At 64.3% G+C, this 18,925-nt stretch carries 15 protein-coding genes; 7 read left to right on the top strand and 8 right to left on the bottom strand.

The window, feature by feature from the left end:
* The first annotated feature begins 307 nt into the window (after positions 1-307).
* On the top strand, positions 308-1,990 hold the full coding sequence (locus QOL62_RS00620) for an AIPR family protein (protein WP_283404819.1): 1,683 nt from the start codon (positions 308-310) through the stop codon (positions 1,988-1,990).
* Positions 1,991-2,194: 204 nt separating this feature from the next.
* Positions 2,195-3,067 (top strand): hypothetical protein, encoded by an 873-nt coding sequence (locus tag QOL62_RS00615; RefSeq protein ID WP_283404818.1) that lies wholly within the window; start codon positions 2,195-2,197, stop codon positions 3,065-3,067.
* 24 nt (positions 3,068-3,091) lie between these two features.
* Here QOL62_RS00615 and QOL62_RS00610 read toward each other — a convergent pair whose 3' ends face one another.
* Positions 3,092-4,459 carry an aromatic ring-hydroxylating oxygenase subunit alpha gene (locus tag QOL62_RS00610; protein ID WP_379511657.1) on the bottom strand — a complete coding sequence of 456 codons (1,368 nt, stop codon included), beginning with the start codon at positions 4,457-4,459 and terminating at the stop codon, positions 3,092-3,094.
* A gap of 492 nt (positions 4,460-4,951) precedes the next feature.
* On the opposite strand from QOL62_RS00610, the gene katG reads away from it, so the two are divergent.
* Positions 4,952-7,063 (top strand): catalase/peroxidase HPI, encoded by a 2,112-nt coding sequence (gene katG / locus QOL62_RS00605; RefSeq protein ID WP_233203812.1) that lies wholly within the window; start codon positions 4,952-4,954, stop codon positions 7,061-7,063.
* Positions 7,064-7,312: 249 nt separating this feature from the next.
* Here katG and QOL62_RS00600 read toward each other — a convergent pair whose 3' ends face one another.
* Positions 7,313-9,766: a PhoX family protein gene (locus QOL62_RS00600; protein ID WP_283404815.1), complete on the bottom strand. Its 2,454-nt coding sequence runs from the start codon at positions 9,764-9,766 to the stop codon at positions 7,313-7,315.
* A 234-nt stretch (positions 9,767-10,000) separates the two neighbouring features.
* Positions 10,001-10,753 carry a Crp/Fnr family transcriptional regulator gene (locus QOL62_RS00595; RefSeq protein ID WP_283404814.1) on the bottom strand — a complete coding sequence of 251 codons (753 nt, stop codon included), beginning with the start codon at positions 10,751-10,753 and terminating at the stop codon, positions 10,001-10,003.
* 258 nt (positions 10,754-11,011) lie between these two features.
* Here QOL62_RS00595 and QOL62_RS00590 point away from each other — a divergent pair, with 258 nt between their 5' ends.
* Together QOL62_RS00590 and QOL62_RS00585 are read left to right on the top strand one after the other, a co-directional pair.
* A complete protein-coding gene (locus QOL62_RS00590; protein ID WP_103728296.1) occupies positions 11,012-11,578 on the top strand; it encodes a biliverdin-producing heme oxygenase in 567 nt (188 codons plus the stop codon).
* Complete coding sequence (locus QOL62_RS00585) at positions 11,571-14,138, top strand: HWE histidine kinase domain-containing protein (RefSeq protein WP_283404813.1); 2,568 nt, start codon at positions 11,571-11,573, stop codon at positions 14,136-14,138. The genes QOL62_RS00590 and QOL62_RS00585 overlap by 8 nt, the downstream gene beginning before the upstream one ends.
* 58 nt (positions 14,139-14,196) lie before the next feature.
* Here the strand turns inward: QOL62_RS00585 and QOL62_RS00580 are convergent, their stop codons facing one another.
* Together QOL62_RS00580 and QOL62_RS00575 are read right to left on the bottom strand one after the other, a co-directional pair.
* Positions 14,197-14,688 (bottom strand): asparaginase domain-containing protein, encoded by a 492-nt coding sequence (locus QOL62_RS00580; RefSeq protein ID WP_283404812.1) that lies wholly within the window; start codon positions 14,686-14,688, stop codon positions 14,197-14,199.
* An 81-nt stretch (positions 14,689-14,769) separates the two neighbouring features.
* The gene (locus QOL62_RS00575; RefSeq protein WP_283404811.1) at positions 14,770-15,771 is read right to left on the bottom strand and encodes a DNA topoisomerase IB; all 1,002 of its coding nucleotides are present in this window, start codon (positions 15,769-15,771) and stop codon (positions 14,770-14,772) included.
* 131 nt (positions 15,772-15,902) lie between these two features.
* Between QOL62_RS00575 and QOL62_RS00570 the strand changes: the two genes are divergently transcribed.
* The gene (locus QOL62_RS00570; RefSeq protein ID WP_283404810.1) at positions 15,903-16,385 is read left to right on the top strand and encodes a hemerythrin domain-containing protein; all 483 of its coding nucleotides are present in this window, start codon (positions 15,903-15,905) and stop codon (positions 16,383-16,385) included.
* Between the two features lie 121 nt (positions 16,386-16,506).
* Entirely contained in the window at positions 16,507-16,971 is a 465-nt protein-coding gene (locus tag QOL62_RS00565; protein ID WP_283404809.1) for a pyridoxamine 5'-phosphate oxidase family protein, read from the top strand.
* 93 nt (positions 16,972-17,064) lie between these two features.
* On the opposite strand, the gene QOL62_RS00560 is transcribed toward QOL62_RS00565, so the two are convergent.
* The 3 genes from QOL62_RS00560 to QOL62_RS00550 all read right to left on the bottom strand — a co-directional run bounded on the left by QOL62_RS00560 (position 17,065) and on the right by QOL62_RS00550 (position 18,500).
* Positions 17,065-17,331 carry a hypothetical protein gene (locus tag QOL62_RS00560; protein WP_103728290.1) on the bottom strand — a complete coding sequence of 89 codons (267 nt, stop codon included), beginning with the start codon at positions 17,329-17,331 and terminating at the stop codon, positions 17,065-17,067.
* 83 nt (positions 17,332-17,414) lie between these two features.
* Positions 17,415-17,831, bottom strand: coding sequence for a response regulator (locus tag QOL62_RS00555; protein WP_283404808.1), 417 nt, complete (start codon positions 17,829-17,831; stop codon positions 17,415-17,417).
* Between the two features lie 15 nt (positions 17,832-17,846).
* Complete coding sequence (locus QOL62_RS00550; protein ID WP_103728288.1) at positions 17,847-18,500, bottom strand: sigma-70 family RNA polymerase sigma factor; 654 nt, start codon at positions 18,498-18,500, stop codon at positions 17,847-17,849.
* Between the last annotated feature and the right edge of the window lie 425 nt (positions 18,501-18,925).

Raw genomic sequence — 18,925 nt, 5'->3', positions numbered from 1 at the left:
GCCCGATTCGGGTAAGGAAAACCGTCCGAGATCACTGGCCCGCCGGGCCTGAAAGCCGCGGAAAAGCCGGAGAAACGCGCTGAAACGGCAATGTTCAGCTCTTTAGTATCCACCGCGAGCACGCCCGCAAGGGATGCGCGCCTTTAGGGGATTGGGGGTTTGGGGTCAAGAGAGAGTAGCAGGGGACGGCTTTGAGCCCATTGTCGCCGTTCGGAAACTAGCAATCCGGACCACGAAGCGGACGCCGCGCGCGTGCCTTGATCGTTTTGCCGTAAGCCTTATGGTGTTTGCGCAACGAGGAGCCGTCATGAAGCCAGAAGACCTACAATTTCAAAATTTCTCAAGTAATCACCTCCGGTATTACGACAACCGCGCTGGAGATTTTTCCGGGAAATTTTTGAGATGGTTTCTCGAACATATTTTTCGGCTCGACCCTCTCGAGGCAGACGATGCAGCAGTAGATGCAAAGCACGACAAAGGGATAGATGCTATATATGTCGATGATGTTTCAGAGATTGTCTATCTGATACAGGCTAAGACGAAGACCAGTGATAAGGCCACTTTAGGCGACGTGGATCTTAAGTCTTTTGTAGGCGCGCTTGCTCAATTTGATAGCGCAGAATCTATTGGGGATTTAATATCCGAGACAAAAAATGAGAGATTGAAACAGGCTCTGACGCGAAATGCGGTCCAACCTAAGGTTGAAGCCGGATATAGTATCAAACCAGTTTTTATAACAAATGTTCCATCCAACTCCGACGCTGACACGTATCTCAAGAAAAAAGATGGAATTGTTTTATATGATGCAGATGTCATAGCGACCGAGTACGTTGACCTTGAGGTGAACGGTGGCATTCAGGCGGATTTCTATTTCGATGTTTCTGATACCGACGTGATCGAATACGATGCGGGTGGCGCTGCGGCCCGGATTTTTCTTGCTCCGGCGCTAAATCTTCTGAAAATGAAGGGCATCTCTGACGGAAGTCTCTTTGAGCAGAATGTAAGATTGTCATTAGGCAACACGAAAGTAAATCGTGGCTTGCGGGAGAGCATCCGGCGCAAAAACGAGCATAGCAACTTTCCTCTTTACCATAATGGAATAAATGTCCTTTGCGAGGAAATCACGAAAGAGACTGACCAAAAAATTAGCATTAGAGATTACGTAGTCGTTAATGGCGCGCAAAGTTTGACGTCTCTTCTGGCTGAAAAATCAAAAATATCTGACGATCTTAAAGTTTTAGTGAAATTAATAGAGGTCAAAGGGGACATAGTTCTTTCCCAGGCCATTACTCGCAACAGCAATAATCAGAATGCGATTAAAGCGCGTGACCTTAAGTCCAATCACAATATTCAGCAGAGACTTAAAGTTGAGATTGAAGAGTGCAGCCATGGTACGTCTGCGTATGAGATTAAGCAGGGTGAAAATAACAAGGGAAAGCGTGTAATATCCAACGAAATGGCTGGACTAGTGATACTTGCGATGGACTTGGAGCAGCCATGGAATTGTCATCAAAAATATAAAGTGATGGATGATCTTCATTCCGACATTTTTGGCAGGCCGAGTGTAACAGGTGGTCGAGTTCTTGCGTTTTGGGAAAGTTTTCAAGCGTTAGGTGCTGCTCTCGAAGAATTGGATAATGAATTATTTGGTCAATATACCCTTACGAGATATTTTCTCGCATACGCTGTAGTGAGCATCATCCGCGCAGATGAGCTGGGTGCAGAGGTTTTAGCCAACCTCGACACGATCGCCGCGAATGGCAAACTGAACAATTTTGTTGCTGGTTTTGAAAATTTAGCAGTGGCCGCAGCCAACGATCTAAATGCTGAGATTTCGGACGATGAAGACGATCATTTCGATTACAAGAATGATCTAAAAAGTTCAAAATGGTGCCGGCAGACTGCGGCGCGGCTTCTTGCTCAATACAAAAAAGATGTACGACGCAAAAAGGCGGATCCGATAGCGGAAATGTTTGACGGTTTGCTGTGATTTTTGCCGAGGGCTGTGCGCCTATTTTGGTTGGCGACTATGCTCTGCAGCACATGACAGCTATCTCGGCTGTGCTCGGATGACCAGACTGTCCGCATTCGGCCAATCCCCTCCCCAACAAACCATTTTCCTACACACCCCGGCCTGCGATACACAGGTCCGCCATGAGGGGCATTCACTCCAACATTCATGGAGTTCCCAGCCATGTCGGACCCGTACGATCCTCCCGCCTTCGGGTGGGACGATGACCCTTTTGCGTCCTCGCCCTCCAGCCTGAACCCTTACGATGCCGCGCCGCAGGGCGCTCCGGACTGGCGGGCGCTTCCGCCCGATGTCGGGGACGGCTTCGGCCGCTTCGACGATCCCTTGCTGCCGCAGCCGGAGGGGTCGGGGGCGGGATGCCGGTCCGCCCGGCCGTCGCGGCGGACCTCGGCGGTGGCCTTCTTCGAGGAAGAGCCGGCGGCGGACGACCCGCTGCTCGGCTTTGCGCCCTATATTCACGCGGTGCCGCGTCGCAATTCGATCACGCCGGAGCGGCAGCGCGCCTTCATCGCCGCGCTGGCCGGGTGCGGCATCGTCACGCAGGCGGCGCGCTCCATCGGGGCGAGTCTGGAAGCGCTCTATCGCCTGCGCCACCGCAAGGGTGCGGAAGGCTTCGCGGCGGCGTGGGAACGCGCGCTCGATCGCGGCGTGCTGCGGCTTGAGGACTGCGCCCTCGAACGCGCGATCCGGGGCGAGGAGCGCCCGGTGGCGAGCCAGGGCAAGGTTGTGGCGACGTACTTGCGCCACGACACCGCGCTCATGCTGTTCCTGCTGCGCCACCGGCGGGCGCAGCGTTATGCCGAGGGCGGCGGCGGCGGGATCGGCGGGCGGCGCGATCCGCAGCCGGGCTCGGCGCTCTACGAACGGATCGTCGCGGACTACAAGGCACGCCAGCCCTCCTCCGAAGAGGTGATCGAAAGCATCAACGCCAAGATCGAACGCATCCGCCAGCGCCGCCTCGCCCATGCCGCCGAACTGGCCGAGGAGCAGGAGCGGATCGCGCAGGAGGAGATGGAGGGCTACTGGGGGACGTGACGCCCCCCTCCCGTTCCCGCGGGCTCAGACGTCCAGCTTGGTCGGCGCGCCGCGCCCTTCCATGAAGTTGGCGAGGTTGCGGTGCAGGTTGATGACCTTCTGCTCCTGGTGCGGGTTGGGCAGCGGGCCGCGAAAGCCGCTGGACTTCATCCCCTTCTGCACGAACTGCATGTTGGAGAAGTCCTGCGCCAGGACCGAGCCCCAGTTCTCCCCGATGGGATCGGCGTAGGTCCACTGCGTCTCCGGCTCCTCCCCTTCGGGGAAGCGTTCAAGGGCGTAGCTTTCGAAGATGCACTTGTCCGGGTCGTCCTTGTAGGGGCGCACGCGGTAGCACAGGGCGAACGTCTCTCCGTGAAGGATGTTCTGGTTGGGGAACAGGCCCCAGGCAAGGCCGCCCTCCTTCTTGACCTCGGGCGGGACCTCGGGCCAGATCACCCCGCGCGCGGCATCGTCGGCCTTGGCGGATTTCAGCCAGTGCGCGATGCACTCCTGCGGCGTCGCGTCCTCGGGCAGCTCGTCCTGGAGGCGGGAGGCGGCCTTCACCAGCGTTTCGGTGGAGGCGGAGTAGTTCACCGTCTCGTAATTCTCGCGGATGAGTTCGTAAGTGGAGACGCGGGGGTCATCTCCCTTTCCGGCGCGGGTGGTGCCGGCGCTCTCGCTCATCGCGAACTTGGCGTCGCGCGTGTCGTAGCTGGAGACGGAGTGCAGGCCGTACTGCTTCGACAGGGCGTAGTAGTCCCCGTAGGCCAGCAGCTGCGTGTGCGTGCCCGCGACGTGGTAGGGTTCGAGGAACGCCTCGATCGCGGTCTTCCAGTTGCAGTCGTAGATCGCCCACTGGCGCCACTTGTAGCGCATCTTCTCCAGCTGGAAGTGATCGAGGATCTCCCCGGCGCGGCCCATCCACTCCTTCAGCGGCACGGCCTCCGGGTCCATGGTGATGTAGATGTACCCGCCCCAGGTATCGACCTGCACTTCGGACAGGCAGGTCATTTCGGGCGTCAGCTTGTTCTGCCAGTCCTGCGGGTCGAGGATATAGGTGTTCTGCCCGTCGAGGTCGAAGGTCCAGCCGTGAAAGCCGCAGATGAAGTTGCGCCGGTTGGAGCCGCGCACGTCGTGGACCTTACCCGGCAGCATGTCCGGCACGGACACGAGCTGGCGGCCCCGATGCGGGCAGACGTTGTGGAACGCCTTGAGCGAGCCGTCGTCCCGGCGCAGCACGATGATCGATTCGTCGGCGACGTCGTAGGTCATCCAGTCCCCGGGGTTTGGCAGGTCGCTCTCCCGCTCGACCATCTGCCAGACCTTCGGCCACAGCAGCCTCTTCTCGGCCTGGAGGTAGTCCTTCGAGAGGAACGCTTCGGTCGGGTATGTGGCGAGCACTTCGGCGTCCATGTCGGCGGCGGTCAGGCGGCCAGTGTCACGGCGGTCGGCCTCGCAGGCTCCGGGCTTGGTCACGCAGTCTCTCCCATGCGCGCTATTCAACAGGCCTGTCTATTAAGCCACCCGGCGCGCAGTTCCAAGGCGCTTGCGCGTGCAACGCGGGAGCGATGAAGCGGCCATAAATCGCATTCTTCACTCACGCAGGCAGCAATCATCGCCTGGAGTGATAACTCTCATCGGTGAAGCGCGCTTCAGCCGCGACAAGACGTGCCGTAACGCCGGTGGGCCCGCCTGAGGGCAGAGATACAACAGGAGGAGGACAGCATGTCCCGCAAGATTTCACGCACGGCCTCCGGCCGCTCCATCATGCTGCTGCTGAGTGCGGCATGCTGCGCGCTCAGCGCCCCCGTCAACGCGGCGGAAGAGGCCAAGGGCAACAAGGGTGCGACCGAGGCCGAGACCGTCACCGAACAGGGCGCCGCTCCCGAGACCAAGCCGGGCGGCATGTCCAACCGCGACTGGTGGCCCAAGAAGCTCGACCTGACCGCGCTGCGCCAGCATGAGGCGCAGTCGAACCCCTATGGCGCCGACTACGACTACGCCAGGGAGTTCGCGAGCCTCGACCTCGAAGCGGTGAAGGCCGACATCCGCAAGGTCCTCACCACGTCGCAGCCGTGGTGGCCCGCTGACTACGGCCACTATGGTCCGTTCTTCATCCGCATGGCCTGGCACAGCGCCGGAACGTACCGCGTGGGCGACGGCCGCGGCGGTTCGGACGGCGGCGAACAGCGCTTCGAACCGCTGAACTCCTGGCCCGACAACGTCAGCCTCGACAAGGCCCGCCGCCTCGTCTGGCCGATCAAGCAGAAGTACGGCCGCAAGATCTCCTGGGGCGACCTCATGGTGCTGACCGGCAACGTCGCACTGGAGGACATGGGCTTCAAGACCATCGGTTTCGCCGGTGGCCGCGTCGACGCCTGGCAGCCGGACCTGGTGTTCTGGGGCCCGGAAACCAAGATGATGACTGACAAGCGCCGCGACGCGAAGGGCAACCTCAAGGGCCCGCTCGCCGCCACGCAGATGGGCCTCATCTACGTCAACCCGGAAGGCCCGAACGGCAACCACGACCCGATTTCGGCAGCCGCCGACATCCGCCGCGCCTTCGGCAACATGGCGATGAACGACGAGGAAACGCTGGCGCTGATCGCGGGCGGCCACACCTTCGGCAAGGCGCACGGCGCGCATGACCCGAACAAGTGCATGGGCGCGGAACCGTCAGCCGCAGGCATCGAGAAGCAGGGCCTGGGCTGGGACAACAAGTGCGGCAAGGGCAACGCCGAGGACACCATCACCAGCGGCCTCGAAGGCGCATGGTCGGCAAACCCCATCAAGTTCACCACGCAGTACCTCGACAACCTGCTCGACATGGACTGGGTGAAGGCCAAGAGCCCGGCCGGTGCGACGCAGTGGATCCCCACCGATCCGGCGGCCGCCAGCCTGGTTCCGGACGCGCACGTAAAGGGCAAGACTCACGCGCCGATCATGTTCACCACGGACATCGCGATCAAGGAAGACCCCGGCTTCCGCAAGATCGCCGATCGCTGGCACGCCAACCCCGAGGAATTCGCACAGGCCTTCGCCCGCGCGTGGTTCAAGCTGACGCACCGCGACCTCGGTCCGCAGGGTCGCTACCTTGGCAAGGATATCCCGAACCAGACGTTCAGCTGGCAGGATCCGCTCCCGCAGGCGACCTTCGCGCCCCTGAACGACGCCGATCAGGCGGCGGTGAAGGCCAAGGTTCTCGCCACCGGCCTGACCACTCCGGAACTGGTGCGCACGGCCTGGGCCTCGGCCGCAAGCTTCCGCGGCACCGACATGCGCGGCGGCGCCAACGGCGCTCGCCTGCGGCTTGAACCGCAGCGCAACTGGGCGGTGAACGACCCGGCCGAACTGGGCAAGGTCCTCACCAGGCTGACGAGCGTGCAGAAGGATTTCGCCAAGGCTGGCAAGCCCGTGTCCATGGCCGACCTCATCGTTCTGGCGGGCAACGCCGGCATCGAGCAGGCCGCCGCCAAGGCCGGCTATCAGGTCAAGGTGCCCTTCACCCCCGGCCGCGTCGACGCCACGCAGGAGCAGACGGACGTCGCCTCCTTCGCCTACCTGGAACCCAAGGCTGACGGCTTCCGCAACTACTACGCGCCCAACGCCGACCTCGATCCCGCTTCGGCGCTGATCGACAAGGCCGACGCGCTGAACCTCACGGTTCCGGAAATGACCGTCCTCGTCGGCGGCATGCGTGCCCTTGGCGCGAACTCCGGCAAGTCCGCCGCCGGTGTGTTCACCGCCAAGCCGGGCCAGCTCGACAACGCCTTCTTCGTCAACCTGCTGTCCATGGACACGGTCTGGGCGAAGAGCGCGACGCCGGGCCTCTACGAAGGCAAGGACCGCGCCACGGGCAAGCTGCGCTGGACCGCCACGCCGGTCGACCTGGCCTTCGGTTCGAACTCCGAACTGCGCGCCGTGTCGGAGGTCTACGCCTCCAACGACGCCGGCCAAAAGTTCGTCGACGACTTCGTCGCCGCCTGGACGAAGGTCATGAACGCGGACCGGTTCTGATCCGCACGGGGTTCTGAGCCGCAAAGGTTCTGATCCCCGGGGGTGGGCGAAAGCCCGCCCCGGTCGGTCCGGCAGCGCGGCCCCGCCCCCTCCGGTCGCGCTGCCGGTACCGCCACAGGATTGACACCAAGACGAAGGGAGGCGCCTGCAAGGCGCCTCCCTTTCGTGTGTCGGCGGCGCAACGCGAAAGGGAGGAGACGCCGCGCGGCGCCCCCTCCCCTGCACTGTTCCGGCGAACGCAGGGCCCGATCAGAGGCCGATCACGCCGCCGTCGTTCTTGGTGATGACCACCAGTGCCGAGCGCGGGCGGGTCGTCGCCGTCGGCGTGGTGCCGTCCTGGCCGGCTGGCCAGTGACCGCCCGGAGCGGCGATGGTGCCGCTGTCACCCGGGTGCTGGACGCCCACGAACATGGTGCGGCCGTCCGGCGTGGTGTCGATGCCGGTGATCTCGCAGTCCACCGGGCCGACGAGGAAGCGCCGCAGGTTGGCGCCGGTCGCCTTGGTGCCGACAATCGTGCCCTGCGTATTGCCGCCGCCGTTGTCGATGGTGACAGCACCGCCGTCACCGACGTGACCCGGAAGCGCGGCCAGCAGCATGCAGTTGGTGCGGTCGGTCATCGCGCCGTCATCGGTCTCGATCCACAGGAGCGGGTTGATCTGCCCGCCCACGTTGGTCGCGCGCGAGAAGAAGGCGCCGTCCGGGCTCGAGAAGTCGTTCGCGGGCGTCAGGCCCGAGACGTTGACGTTCGGGTTGCTCGGGTAGTCGGTCGAATCGACGCCGAACATGTAGATGTCCCACCGGAAGGTCAGTGCGCTGGTCGTGTCGCCGTCCTCGCGGATGCGGACGATATGGCCGTTCGGGTTGCCCTGGCTGCCGGTGCCCGGGTTGTTCTGGTAAGAGCGCGGGTTGGGCGCGTTCGTCGTGGTGGGCGAACGACCGCTGTTGTTGGTGAGGGTGAGATAGATCTCGCCGGTCACCGGGTTGCCGGTCGTCCACTCGGGCCGGTCCATCGGCGTCGCGCCGACGGCGTCACCGGCGAAGCGGGTGTTGACGCAGATGTCGGCCTGATCGGCGAAGGTGTAACCGTCGGGGTAGCTGGTGCTCGGTGCGCGCGGCGGAACCTGGCCATAGACCAGCGGCTTCCACGCACCCGTGCCGTCCGGGTTGAACACGGCGGCATAAAGCGTGCCGTTGTCCATGTACTTGTCACCGATGGCGAGACGGTCGGCGGCGTTGGCGTCGGCGGCGGCCCAGGTGGCGGCCGAGACGAACTTGTAGAGGTACTCGCCGCCTGAATCGTCGCCCATGTAGAAGCCGACCTTCTGGTCGGCAGCCACGCGGACGAAGGCGCCTTCGTGGCCGAAGCGGCCGAGCGCGGTGCGCTTGCGCGGGGTCGAGTTCGGGTTGTACGGGTCGATCTCGACCACCCAGCCCATCTGGTTCATCTCGTAGCGGTAGTCGTCCGCCGAAGTGGCGGTCGCGCTGCTGATGGTGGCGTTCCAGCGCTTGATGGCGGTGTTGGTGGTGTTCGCGCTCGACCACGAATAGCTGCCCGTACGGCTGGCCACGCCGTTGCGGCGCAGCGAGGCCAGCTCACGCGGGGTGCGCAGGGCATCGTCCGAAACGTCGCGGCGGAAGTAGCCGGCGTAGTTCTCCTCGCAGGTGAGGTAGGTGTTCCAGCCGGTCATGCCGTTGGCGCAGTTGTTGATGGTGCCGCGGCCCCGGGTGCCCTCGGGCGAATACTGCGTGCGCAGCATGGCCGAACCGGCTGCCGGCCCGTGAAAGTCCATCGGCGTGAAGGGCGTGATGCGGCGGTTGAAGGCGCTGTTCTGGTTGTAGCTCCACTTGCGGCCGCCCGCGTCGTTGTACTCGACGATGGAGACGCCGTGGCAGTTCATTTCCTTCACGACTTCCGCTTCGAGGCGGGCGCCGGTCGAGGGTGCGGCGGCGTGGAGGTACTTCTGCGTGATGTTCTCGTGGTTCTGCACGAGCAGGCCGCGCGTCGAGCTGGCCGCATCGACGCCGCCCGCTGCCGAAAGGCCGAAGTAGACGAGGCCGTCGTGATGGTCGCCCACGCGCTTGTCGAAGTCGGTGTCGGTGCCGTCGTTCTTGTAGGCGGCAAGGCCTTGCGCCAGCGGGTCGCCGAGGCGGGTCACGACGGTGACGGTGTAGCCTTCCGGAACGACCACGGCGTCGCCCGTGAAGTGCGCGACGGCAGCGAAGCCGAGCGCCGCGGGCGACACGCGAATGGTGGTGGTGGCGCTGGCGCTCTCGCCAAAGGTCGAGACGGCGGTGTAAGTGAAGACAAGGTCAGTCGCGGTGGCGACGGCCGGGGCGATGAAGCTGACGCTGCTGCCGGTGCCCATGAGCGTGGCGCTGGGGCCGGAGGTCTGCTTCCAGGAAGGAGCGGTGTCCCCGACGAGACCGGTGACGGTGCCGGTCAGGTTGACGACGCGGCCCGAACTGGTCGCGGCGTTCTCGCCGGCCGTCACGCTGATCTGGCCACGATCGTCGTCATCGTCACCGCAGGCGGCGAGCAGGCCGGTGCCCATGAAAGCCATCGTCGTGGCGCCCGCACCGCGGAACATCGCCTGGCGGCGCGAATACCGCTCGGCTGCCATGCTCTCCAGAGTGCGCTGGGTGGAATCGTTCACATCAACTTCGCCGTCGGTGTAGGTAACGGCGGGATCTGCTTCATTCATGGTGTAGCCCCTGCGGTTGATCGCGGGGGCGACAGCTAGGGGCGCTTCATGACAGCACCGCGCAAGAACGATGGCGGCTTGATTGCCGTTTCATGACCGAATTCCGACCATCACGCCGAACGGTTCGCCGCATCGGCGGATTACCGCGGGTTGACGGACGACGAGCGCACAGGAGGGCGGAGAACTTTTTTATGTGATGCCGGCGCGTCTGCGAAGGCGAAGCCCCCGCCCCGCCTAGCTTTCGTGCGGGTAGACGCCGCCCAGCACGCGGTGGAAGTGTTCCTCGACCTGGGCGTTGCAGGCGCAGGCGCGGCCCCTCAGCCCCTCGCGGTCCAGCACCTCGATGCCGCCGCGCCGCGTGCGCACCATGCCGTCGCGCTTGAAGCGCTGGAGCACGCGACTGGCGTAGCTGCGGCCGATTCCCATCATCGAGGCCAACTGTTCCTGCGTCATCGTCACGTCGTTGCGGCCGATGCGGTCGACGGCGGCCGAGAGCCACTTGGCCGCGCGCTCCTCGATCGTGTGGACGGCGTTGCAGGCGATGGACTGGAAGACCTGCGCCATCACGCAGTCGGCATAGCGCGCGAAAAGGTGGGAGACGGCCGGGCACCGCTCCTTCACGGCCTCGAGGTCGCGAACCGAGATGCGCAGGAAGGCCCCGTCGTGAAGAACGTTGGCGCGCGCGTAGGCCGGCAGCGAGCCATGGCTGACGATGCCGCCCAGCGCGCCTTCCCGGCCGACGAGGATCGTTTCCACCGCCGTGCCGTCCTCCATCTCCACGAAGTAGGAGCACAGGGCGCCGCCCGTCGGGAAATAGCAGTATTCGACCTCGTCGCCCGGCTGGTAGATGATGTCGCCCGAGGACAGCCGGCATTCGCCGAGCCGGGACTCGAGCAGCGCAAGGTCATCCTGGCGCAGGGCCGACAGCAGTTCGCTGCCCGCGACGGTGGCAGCGGATACCGGGCTTGTCTGCGGGATGGTGCTCATTGTGCGTCCTTGGCCGAGACTGGGGTAAGCGCGCGAACGACGCCGTCGCGAACGACAACCCAGATGAGCCGTTGCGGTTCCATGCTCCTGCGGTCATAAGTGAACAGACCGAACCACACGGACCTGTTACTGTGTGACTCCGGAACATTCCAGGAGCCTAAGTGTTCCCGGATCCAGGCGCACCAGCCGGTTCGCTTGTTACAGCCCAATGGGCCTCTACTGCGGGACCTCATGCAAGCCGACTGCGGATCGCCTGAAATGCCAGACGTGCTGACTCTACTACGCGAAGCAACCGGCCCGTCCCATGAGCGGCTCGACGCGGCATTCGGCTCGCTCGACCTGTCGAAGCGCGCCGACCTCGCGGGCTTCCTGTCGGCCCACGCCATTGGGCTGGAACCCCTCTTCCCCGCCTTCCGCGCGTTCGTCGAGGATGAACTCGGCCTTGAATGCCCCGACTATCCCGCCATGCTGCGGGCGGACCTCGACGCGCTGGGCGTGGGCGCGCTGCCGTCCATCGCCGCGCGCCCCGGCATCGGCGACGAAGCCGGCAGGGCCGGTGTTGCCTACGTTGTCTCCGGCTCGCGGCTCGGCCTCGTGGTTATCCGCCAGCGCGGCTACTGGGGCGAGGCGCAGGGCTTCCGCTCTGCCTACATGAGCGACGGACGCGGGCACGAAGCGTGGAAGGCCCTCGTGCCGGTGCTGCGCAGCCGCACTCGTCCGGGAATGGACGTGGACGCGGTGCGCACGGCCGCTCTTGCCGCCTTCGATACCTTCGCCGATGCCTTCGCCACCGGCGCCGGGGTCAAGGCACCTGCCAATGGCTGATTCCGCCCCCACCGTCGACCTGACGACGTGTGATCTCGAACCGATCCACATCATCGGTCGTATCCAGAGCTTCGGCTGGCTGCTGTCCTTCTCGAGCGACTGGATCATCAACCATGTCTCGCTGAACTGTCAGACGCTGTTCGGCCGCGAGGCGCGGGACCTCATCGGCTTTTCGGCGGTGGAGTTCCTCGCCCCGGAGGCCATGCACGATATCCGGACCCGGCTGCAGATCCTTGGCAGCGCCGACACGGTCGAGCGGCTGTTCGAACTCGACCTGCTCGGCGACGGCCGCCTCTTCGATGTCGCGGTGCATGTCTCGGGCCGCTCGTTCGTGCTGGAGATCGAACAGCACGACGCCACCAGCCGGCGCGACTTCGTCTCCTACGTGCGGCCGATGATCGAACGGCTGCGCCAGTCGGCAAGCGTGGAAAAGCTCTGCGCCAGCGCGGCGCGCCACCTGCGGGGCCTTACCGGGTTCGACCGCGTGATGGTCTACCGCTTCGAAGGTGACGGTGCGGGGGAAGTGATCGCCGAAAGCCTGAACGGCATGGTGGACAGCTTCAAGGGGCTGCACTTCCCCTCATCGGACATCCCGGCCCAGGCCCGCAAGCTCTACACCCGCAACCTCCTGCGCATCATCAGCGACGTCGACGACCCAACGGTCCCGATCTACCCGACCACCGGGCCGAACGGCGATCCGCTCGACCTTTCGATGTCCGGGCTGCGCGCCGTCTCGCCCATCCATATCGAGTACCTGCGCAACATGGGGGTCAAAGCCTCCATGTCCGTGTCGATCATGCGGCGCGGCAAGCTGTGGGGGCTGATGGCCTGCCACCACTATTCGCCATTGACGTTGTCCTATGCGGTCCGCACCGCCAGCGAACTGTTCGGGGAATTCTTCGCCTACCTGCTGGAGCAGAAGGAAACCGACTTCGCGCTGGAGAAGCGGGACCAGTCCACACGCCTCCACGACGAGATCATGGCTCGCGTCGCCAGCGGCGGTTCGCTGCTGGAGGCGTTCGACGAGTTCACCGAATCAATTGGCCACGTCATCCCTTTCGACGGTGTCGTCGGCTGGGTGGACGGCCGCTTCCTGTCGCACGGCTCCACCCCCGGTAAGCAGGAGTTCGCAGGGCTGGCCCGGTTCCTCAACACCGCCGGGGCCAGCGCGATCTGGGCCACCGACAATATTGGCGCGCTTTACGAACCGGCGCGCGAATGGGTGGACAAGGCCGCAGGCCTCCTTGCCCTGCCGGTCAGCCGCAGGCCGCGCGACTACATCGTTCTCTTCCGCAACGAGGCGCTGCGCGAGGTGCGCTGGGCCGGCAACCCTGAAAAGCCGGTCGAGCTCGGCCCCAACGGCGCCCGCCTCACGCCGCGCAAGAGCTTCGAGATCTGGAAGGAAGAACGCCGTGGCCATGCGCGCCCCTGGACGGATGAGGAAATCTCCGCCGCCGAGGCGCTGCGCGTCACCCTGCTCGAAGTAGTCCTGCGGCTCTCGGACGCCGCTCACGTGGAGCGGCAGCAGGCCAGCCAGCAGCAGGACATGCTGATCGCCGAGCTCAACCACCGCGTCCGCAACATCCTTAACCTGATCCGGGGGCTCGTCTCGCAGAGCAAGGAAGGCGCGCGCACCATCGACGAGTTCGCGCAGATCGTGGGCAGCCGCATCCACGCCCTCGCCCGGGCGCACGACCTCGTCACCCGCAAGGACTGGTCGCCGTCACCGGTCTACGAACTGATCCGGACCGAAGCGGCCGCCTACACCACGATCGACATGGACCGCGTCGTCATCGAGGGACCGGACGCTCTTGTCGCGCCCAGCGCCTTCACCACGCTCGCGCTGGTGTTTCACGAACTGATGACCAACTCGTGCAAGTATGGCGCGCTTTCGGTTCCGGAAGGGCACGTGAAGGTCACGCTGGAACGTTCGGACGACGGCTCGCTGGAGATCGACTGGCGCGAGGAAGGCGGCCCGCCGACCCATGAACCGACCAGGCGCGGTTTCGGCTCGACCATCATCGAACGCACGATACCGCACGAACTGAACGGTTCCGCCTCGGTCATCTTCCCGAAAGAGGGGCTTCACGCCCTGTTCCTCATCCCCGGCGATCACGTCTCCGGCTTCGAGACGCCCGGCGTCCCCTTGCACGAACCCGCGGTTGAACCGCCCGCGCCGAGCGACTTCAGGAGCGAACTTGCCTCGGGTGCCGCGCTGATCGTGGAAGACAACGTCATCATAGCCATGGAGGCGGAGGACGTCCTGCGCGGGTTCGGCTTCACCGACTGCCGCATCGCCGGCTCGGTCGCGTCGGCCCTTGGCGTGCTGCAGGATGCCGACGTCACTTTCGCGATGCTGGACGTGAACCTTGGCCAGGGTACGAGCGAGCCTGTGGCGCACGCGCTCAGGGAACGGGGCATTCCGTTCATCTTCGCCAGCGGCTACGGCGACCGCGCCCTTCAGAGCGGCGCCTTCAGCGGGGTTCCGGTGGTGACGAAACCTTATGGCGAGCGCGACGTGCGCTCCGCGATCGGCCGCGTTCTCAAGAAGCCCGCCTGACCTGCGCGGGGGCCCGGAGGCCCCCGCCAGTCAGCAGGCACCTTCCAGCAGGCGCCGGTCAGCGGGCGACGAACTTGCCCGCCTCGCGGTCCTTGCGAACCTTCAGCCCGTCAAAGACGGTGCCGCTCATGGTGATCCACACGCCGGGGCTTGCGGACTGGCAGCAGCCGAACGCCATGCCAAGGTTGAACGCCGCGTCGCTTTCGGCGAAGCGGGCCGGTGCCAGCGCGCCGCACAGCACGATCGTCTTGCCTTCGATATGAGCGAGCGCCGCCGCCGTTTCCGTCATCGTGTCCGTCCCGTGCGTGATGACGACGTGCCTTTCCGGTGCGTTGGCAATGGTCGCGGCGATCAGGGCGCGGTCCTCGTCCGTCAGTTCGAGACTGTCCTTGCGCAGCAGTTCGATGACGCGGAACGGGTGCGCGACGCGTGAAGTCTTGAGCATCTTGTCGATGACACTCTCGGCGATCTGGTATTCGCTGAGAGCGTCGAAGTACTGCTTGTCGATGGTGCCGCCGGTGGTGACGACGAGAATGGGTGCCTGGGTCATGCCCTGCCCATACTGCGCCCGGAGCCGGTTTCCAACACGCTCAGGCACAAGGTTTGCCTTAGCGCTGTTCCCGCCCGCCGATCAGCCGTTCTTCTCCAGGAACAGCAGCAGGCCGCGCTCTTCGCGTGTCATCCAGCGCGTCTTGCGCGGCAGGGTGGCCGGCAGCTGCGGCGCGTCCGCTCCCCCCTTCGCCGCCGCGAGGACGAGGGGGTGGATGTAGGACTTGCGGGCGATCGCCGGCGTGTTGCCGAGGCGCTGGGACACCTCGTCCAGCATCGCCTTCAGCGTGAGCCCCGGGTTGCGGTGCAGCAGCGTAAAGGCCAGCGTGCTCGCCGCCCAGGTGCGAAAGTGCTTGGCGGTGAAGCCCGCCCCCATCGTCTCGGCCAGGTATTCGTTGACGTCATGGCTGTCGACCGGAACGGCCTCACCCGCCTCGTCGACATACTGGAACAGGTGCTGCCCGGGCAGGTCCTGCATCTTGCGCACGCAGCGCACCAGCCCCGGATCGTCGCAGGCGATCTGGTGCAGCTTGCCGGACTTTCCCTTGAAGCGCAGCATCAGCGTGCCGCGCTCGATCTTGGCATGGCGGTTGCGCAGGGTCGTGGCACCGAAGCTCTTGTTGGTCTTTGCATAACATTCGTTACCCACGCGAATGGCGCCCGTGTCCAGCAGAGCGACGACGGAGGCGATCGCTCGCGTCCGGGTCAGCCCGCGCGACTTGATGTCGGCCGCCACCCGCGCCCGCACCGCTGGCAGCGCCTCTCCGAAAGCGATGCAGCGATCGAACTTCATCTCCTCGCGCGACTGGCGCCAGTCGGGGTGGTAGCGGTACTGCTTGCGGCCCTTGGCATCGTACCCGGTGGCCAGCAGATGCACGTCGGGATCCGGTGAAAACCAGCAGTTTACATAAGCGGGCGGCATGGCGATGCGGTTGAGCCGGTCGATCTCGTCGCGTTCGGTAATGCGCTCGCCGTCGGGGTCGAAGTAGGCCCATTTGTTCCCGCGCACCGGTTTGCGAACGATGCCCGGCGCGCTGTCGTCAGCGAACTTGAGGCGCGGTGTCGTGGAACGCGTCATCAGCATTGCGGCTTTCCCGAAAGATCCTGCCCTGTTCAACGCGCGGCCGGTGATCTGGTTGTCGGGGCCGTCAGGAAACCGGAAGCCCCCGGCACCGTTCCTTCAGGCAAGGCAAGACCAATCCACAGGAGCATACCATGGCAGATGCGAAGATCTTCCGGGATCTCAAGGCCGATCACGACACCCATCGCGCGCTTCTGGAGAAGCTGGGCGCGACGGAGGCCAAGGGCGAGGAACGCGCCACTCTCTTCGAGGAGCTGCGCAAGGAGCTTCAGGCCCACGCCGCCGCCGAGGAGGAATCCCTCTATGCCACGATGCTCGGCTGCCCGGAGCTGCGCGACGAGGCCCGGCACTCCGTCTCGGAGCACAAGGAGATCGACGACTTCCTGGGCGAGCTGGTGGAGATCGACACCGCCTCGTCCGAATGGATGACGAAGTTCAAGGAGATGCGCCACCGCTACCTCCACCACATCGACGAGGAGGAAGAGGACATGTTCCCCTCCGCCGCCGAAATCCTTTCGGAAGACGCCGAGAGGAAGCTTGCGGAGATCTTCGAGAACCGCAAGCCGAAGGAACTCGAGATCGCCGAGAAGGAATTGCCCGGCGACGCGCGGGAGTGAGCCCTGCCCGGCCGGTCTTGCGCCGGCCGGGAAAACGCGTCCGGGCGACACGTCGGAACGGGGGAACAGTGAGGCCAGGCGGTGCGTTGCCTCCCAGATAGTCACAACAAGGAGACGGACCATGGATAAGGACATCCGTGAGCACTTCTGGAAGTCATTCCAGGCCAGCCCCTTCATCATGATGAAGCTGCGAGGCGCTTCCGGTCACGCCGAGCCGATGACGGCCCAGCTCGACAAGGACGCCCATCACGCGATCTGGTTCTTCGCCAAGCGCGACAACCGCATCGGCGGCGGCGGCAAGGCGATGGGTCAGGTGATGACCCGAGGGCACGAAGTCTTCGCCTGCATCGAAGGCACGCTGGTCGAGGAAACCGATCCTGCCGTGCGTGACAAGCACTGGGACAACTCCGTGGAAGCGTGGTTCCCGGAAGGGAAGAACGATCCCTCAGTCCTCATGCTGCGTTTCGACATCGAGGATTCCGAGGTCTGGACTTCCGACATGGGCGTGAAAGGCGCGTTCAAGCTGATGACCGGCAAGCCGATGAAGGACCATGATGCGGGAGAGCACGCGCTCGGGCGGGTCTGAACCCTCTAGGACCCGCGACTGGGCAGCGGGGGCGCGGTGGCCATGCCACCGCGCCCTTTTCGCATCGGCGCCCCGTCTGAAGCCTCCCAGGCGTCAGGCGTTTTGGCGAGGTCGCTTGGAGAGAAGGTAGCGCCACACGCCCAGGCAGTTGATCACGAACAGGACCATGTTCTGCACACCGATCCCCTCCGCCTCACCGCTAAGGAAACCCCAGGCGATCAGCGTGATGGAGCTGGTGACGAAGATCACGAACCCGGCCCCCGTCCAGCGCCGCCCAAGGTCCAGCGACACGATGAGCGCCGCCACGGTTCCCGCGGCGGCGCCATAGTACTGCAGACACTGAAGGACGAACTCGCTCATCCGCGAACCGATGCCTCGGGGTGTTCAATCTTCTTCATCGTCATTGCCCTCCGCCTCGCGGCTCTCTCAAGGATATGGACCGCTCAGGCGTGCCGCAGCGGTTCCAGTTCTCTGGGCCGGTCGGTCTCCGGGCAACCGGAGAGGGCGTACGAAATCGCGGAAAGGATGGCCTGTCGCGTGAAAGGCTTCTGAACGATCCCGACCGCAGTCGGCGCGGGAGTGTCAATCTGTCCGGGGTTCGCGGTGACATAGATCACCCGCACGCCGTAGCGGCCGGAAAGATCCCGCGCGATCGCGGGGCCTGTCAGTCCGTCCCGGAGGTTGAGATCCACCAGCGCGATGTCCGGTATCTCGCCCAGATTGCCGAGCGACGCCATGTCGGGAACCGTGCCGATGACGGCGTGCCCGCCATCGGCCAGTATGTCTTCAAGTTGCAGCGCAACCAGGAATTCGTCCTCGACGATGAGGACTTTTCCGGCGCCGTTGGCCTTTACACCCAAGGACGCAGTTCCTGTTCAGGCCGCGAGGCTCTGGTCGGCGTCGACGTTGGCGATCTTCACCAGTTCGGCGAAGAACGCGTCGATAGCCTCGCCACCGAGCACGAAGTTGTGACGGAAATCCGGAAGCTGGCCGGATTCGATGATCTTGGACAGCATGGCGCGGGCCCGGCAGATCCGGCTCTTCACAGTGCCAAGAGCGATGCCGCAGATGTCGGCGATTTCCTCGTACGAGAGGTTGCCGGCGGCAACCAGCACGAGGGCTTCGCGATAGGTCTCGGGAATGGCGGTCAAAGCGCGCAGGACGTCCGCCAGCTCGATGGCACTTTCCTGGCTCGCTTCGGCGCGCAGGATGCGCTCGGCGGCCACTTCGTCATATTCGCCGTGGAAGCGGGCGCGGCGCGCTTCGGAATAGAAGTGGTTGCGCAGGATGGTGAAGGTCCATGCCTTGAAATTGGTGCCGGCGGCATACCGCTCACGAGCAGCCCAGGCGCGCAGCATGGCTTCCTGAGCCAGATCGTCCGCGCGATCGCGGCAGCCGCACAGGCCGCGCGCAAAAGCGCGCAGGTGCGGGGCGACCTCCGCGAGAGCCCGACGAAAATCGCGATCGCTCAGGGCGACTTTTTGTTCGGGCTGGACCCCTTCGACGCGTGCTTCGACCAGAGTCGACATTGCGGTTACCCTCCATAAGAAACCAGTGGGTAGCTAACGGCGCGCGAAGTCATTTAGTTCCCGGACCGCGCCACTTCGTTCCACGGATGCGCATATTTGCGGCGAACCGCGCGCAACGAAGGACCGGATGCCAGATTTTCTCGCCGGTCGGGAACAAACCGGCCTTTAAAAAAATTGAGGCCCCGTCCACCTTTGAAGGTGAGCGGGGCCTCCGGGATCGGATCACCACTGGTTTGCGGGGGGGGTGGGGGAGCCAGTGGTGATACAGTGGGAACGTAGTCGCCCGCCGTTGGTTCCCCGGAAAGCGTCCTGCCGCGAAAAATTTTCCGGTTGCCCTAAACGCGCCACGGAGTCAGACAAACGACACCGGCCTTATGGCGCAAGGGCGCCTATCGACGTACAATCGGGAAGCCCGCTTCCCCATT

The sequence above is a fragment of the Novosphingobium panipatense genome, assembly GCF_900182875.1.
In the GTDB taxonomy this organism is placed as follows: Bacteria; Pseudomonadota; Alphaproteobacteria; order Sphingomonadales; family Sphingomonadaceae; genus Novosphingobium; species Novosphingobium panipatense.
The sequence above is the reverse complement of the archived record's forward strand: the minus strand, read 5'-3'. Positions and strand labels throughout refer to the sequence as shown.

What these genes read in the sequence shown, in the direction of transcription:
- katG (WP_233203812.1), top strand. Translation starts at nt 4,952, where the DNA reads ATGTCCAACCGCGACTGGTGGCCCAAGAAGCTCGACCTGACCGCGCTG.
- QOL62_RS00620 (WP_283404819.1), top strand. Translation starts at nt 308, where the DNA reads ATGAAGCCAGAAGACCTACAATTTCAAAATTTCTCAAGTAATCACCTC.
- QOL62_RS00615 (WP_283404818.1), top strand. Translation starts at nt 2,195, where the DNA reads ATGTCGGACCCGTACGATCCTCCCGCCTTCGGGTGGGACGATGACCCT.
- QOL62_RS00575 (WP_283404811.1), bottom strand. Translation starts at nt 15,771, where the DNA reads ATGCTGATGACGCGTTCCACGACACCGCGCCTCAAGTTCGCTGACGAC.
- QOL62_RS00590 (WP_103728296.1), top strand. Translation starts at nt 11,012, where the DNA reads ATGCCAGACGTGCTGACTCTACTACGCGAAGCAACCGGCCCGTCCCAT.
- QOL62_RS00560 (WP_103728290.1), bottom strand. Translation starts at nt 17,331, where the DNA reads ATGAGCGAGTTCGTCCTTCAGTGTCTGCAGTACTATGGCGCCGCCGCG.
- QOL62_RS00580 (WP_283404812.1), bottom strand. Translation starts at nt 14,688, where the DNA reads ATGACCCAGGCACCCATTCTCGTCGTCACCACCGGCGGCACCATCGAC.
- QOL62_RS00600 (WP_283404815.1), bottom strand. Translation starts at nt 9,766, where the DNA reads ATGAATGAAGCAGATCCCGCCGTTACCTACACCGACGGCGAAGTTGAT.
- QOL62_RS00565 (WP_283404809.1), top strand. Translation starts at nt 16,507, where the DNA reads ATGGATAAGGACATCCGTGAGCACTTCTGGAAGTCATTCCAGGCCAGC.
- QOL62_RS00595 (WP_283404814.1), bottom strand. Translation starts at nt 10,753, where the DNA reads ATGAGCACCATCCCGCAGACAAGCCCGGTATCCGCTGCCACCGTCGCG.
- QOL62_RS00570 (WP_283404810.1), top strand. Translation starts at nt 15,903, where the DNA reads ATGGCAGATGCGAAGATCTTCCGGGATCTCAAGGCCGATCACGACACC.
- QOL62_RS00610 (WP_379511657.1), bottom strand. Translation starts at nt 4,459, where the DNA reads ATGGACGCCGAAGTGCTCGCCACATACCCGACCGAAGCGTTCCTCTCG.
- QOL62_RS00585 (WP_283404813.1), top strand. Translation starts at nt 11,571, where the DNA reads ATGGCTGATTCCGCCCCCACCGTCGACCTGACGACGTGTGATCTCGAA.
- QOL62_RS00550 (WP_103728288.1), bottom strand. Translation starts at nt 18,500, where the DNA reads ATGTCGACTCTGGTCGAAGCACGCGTCGAAGGGGTCCAGCCCGAACAA.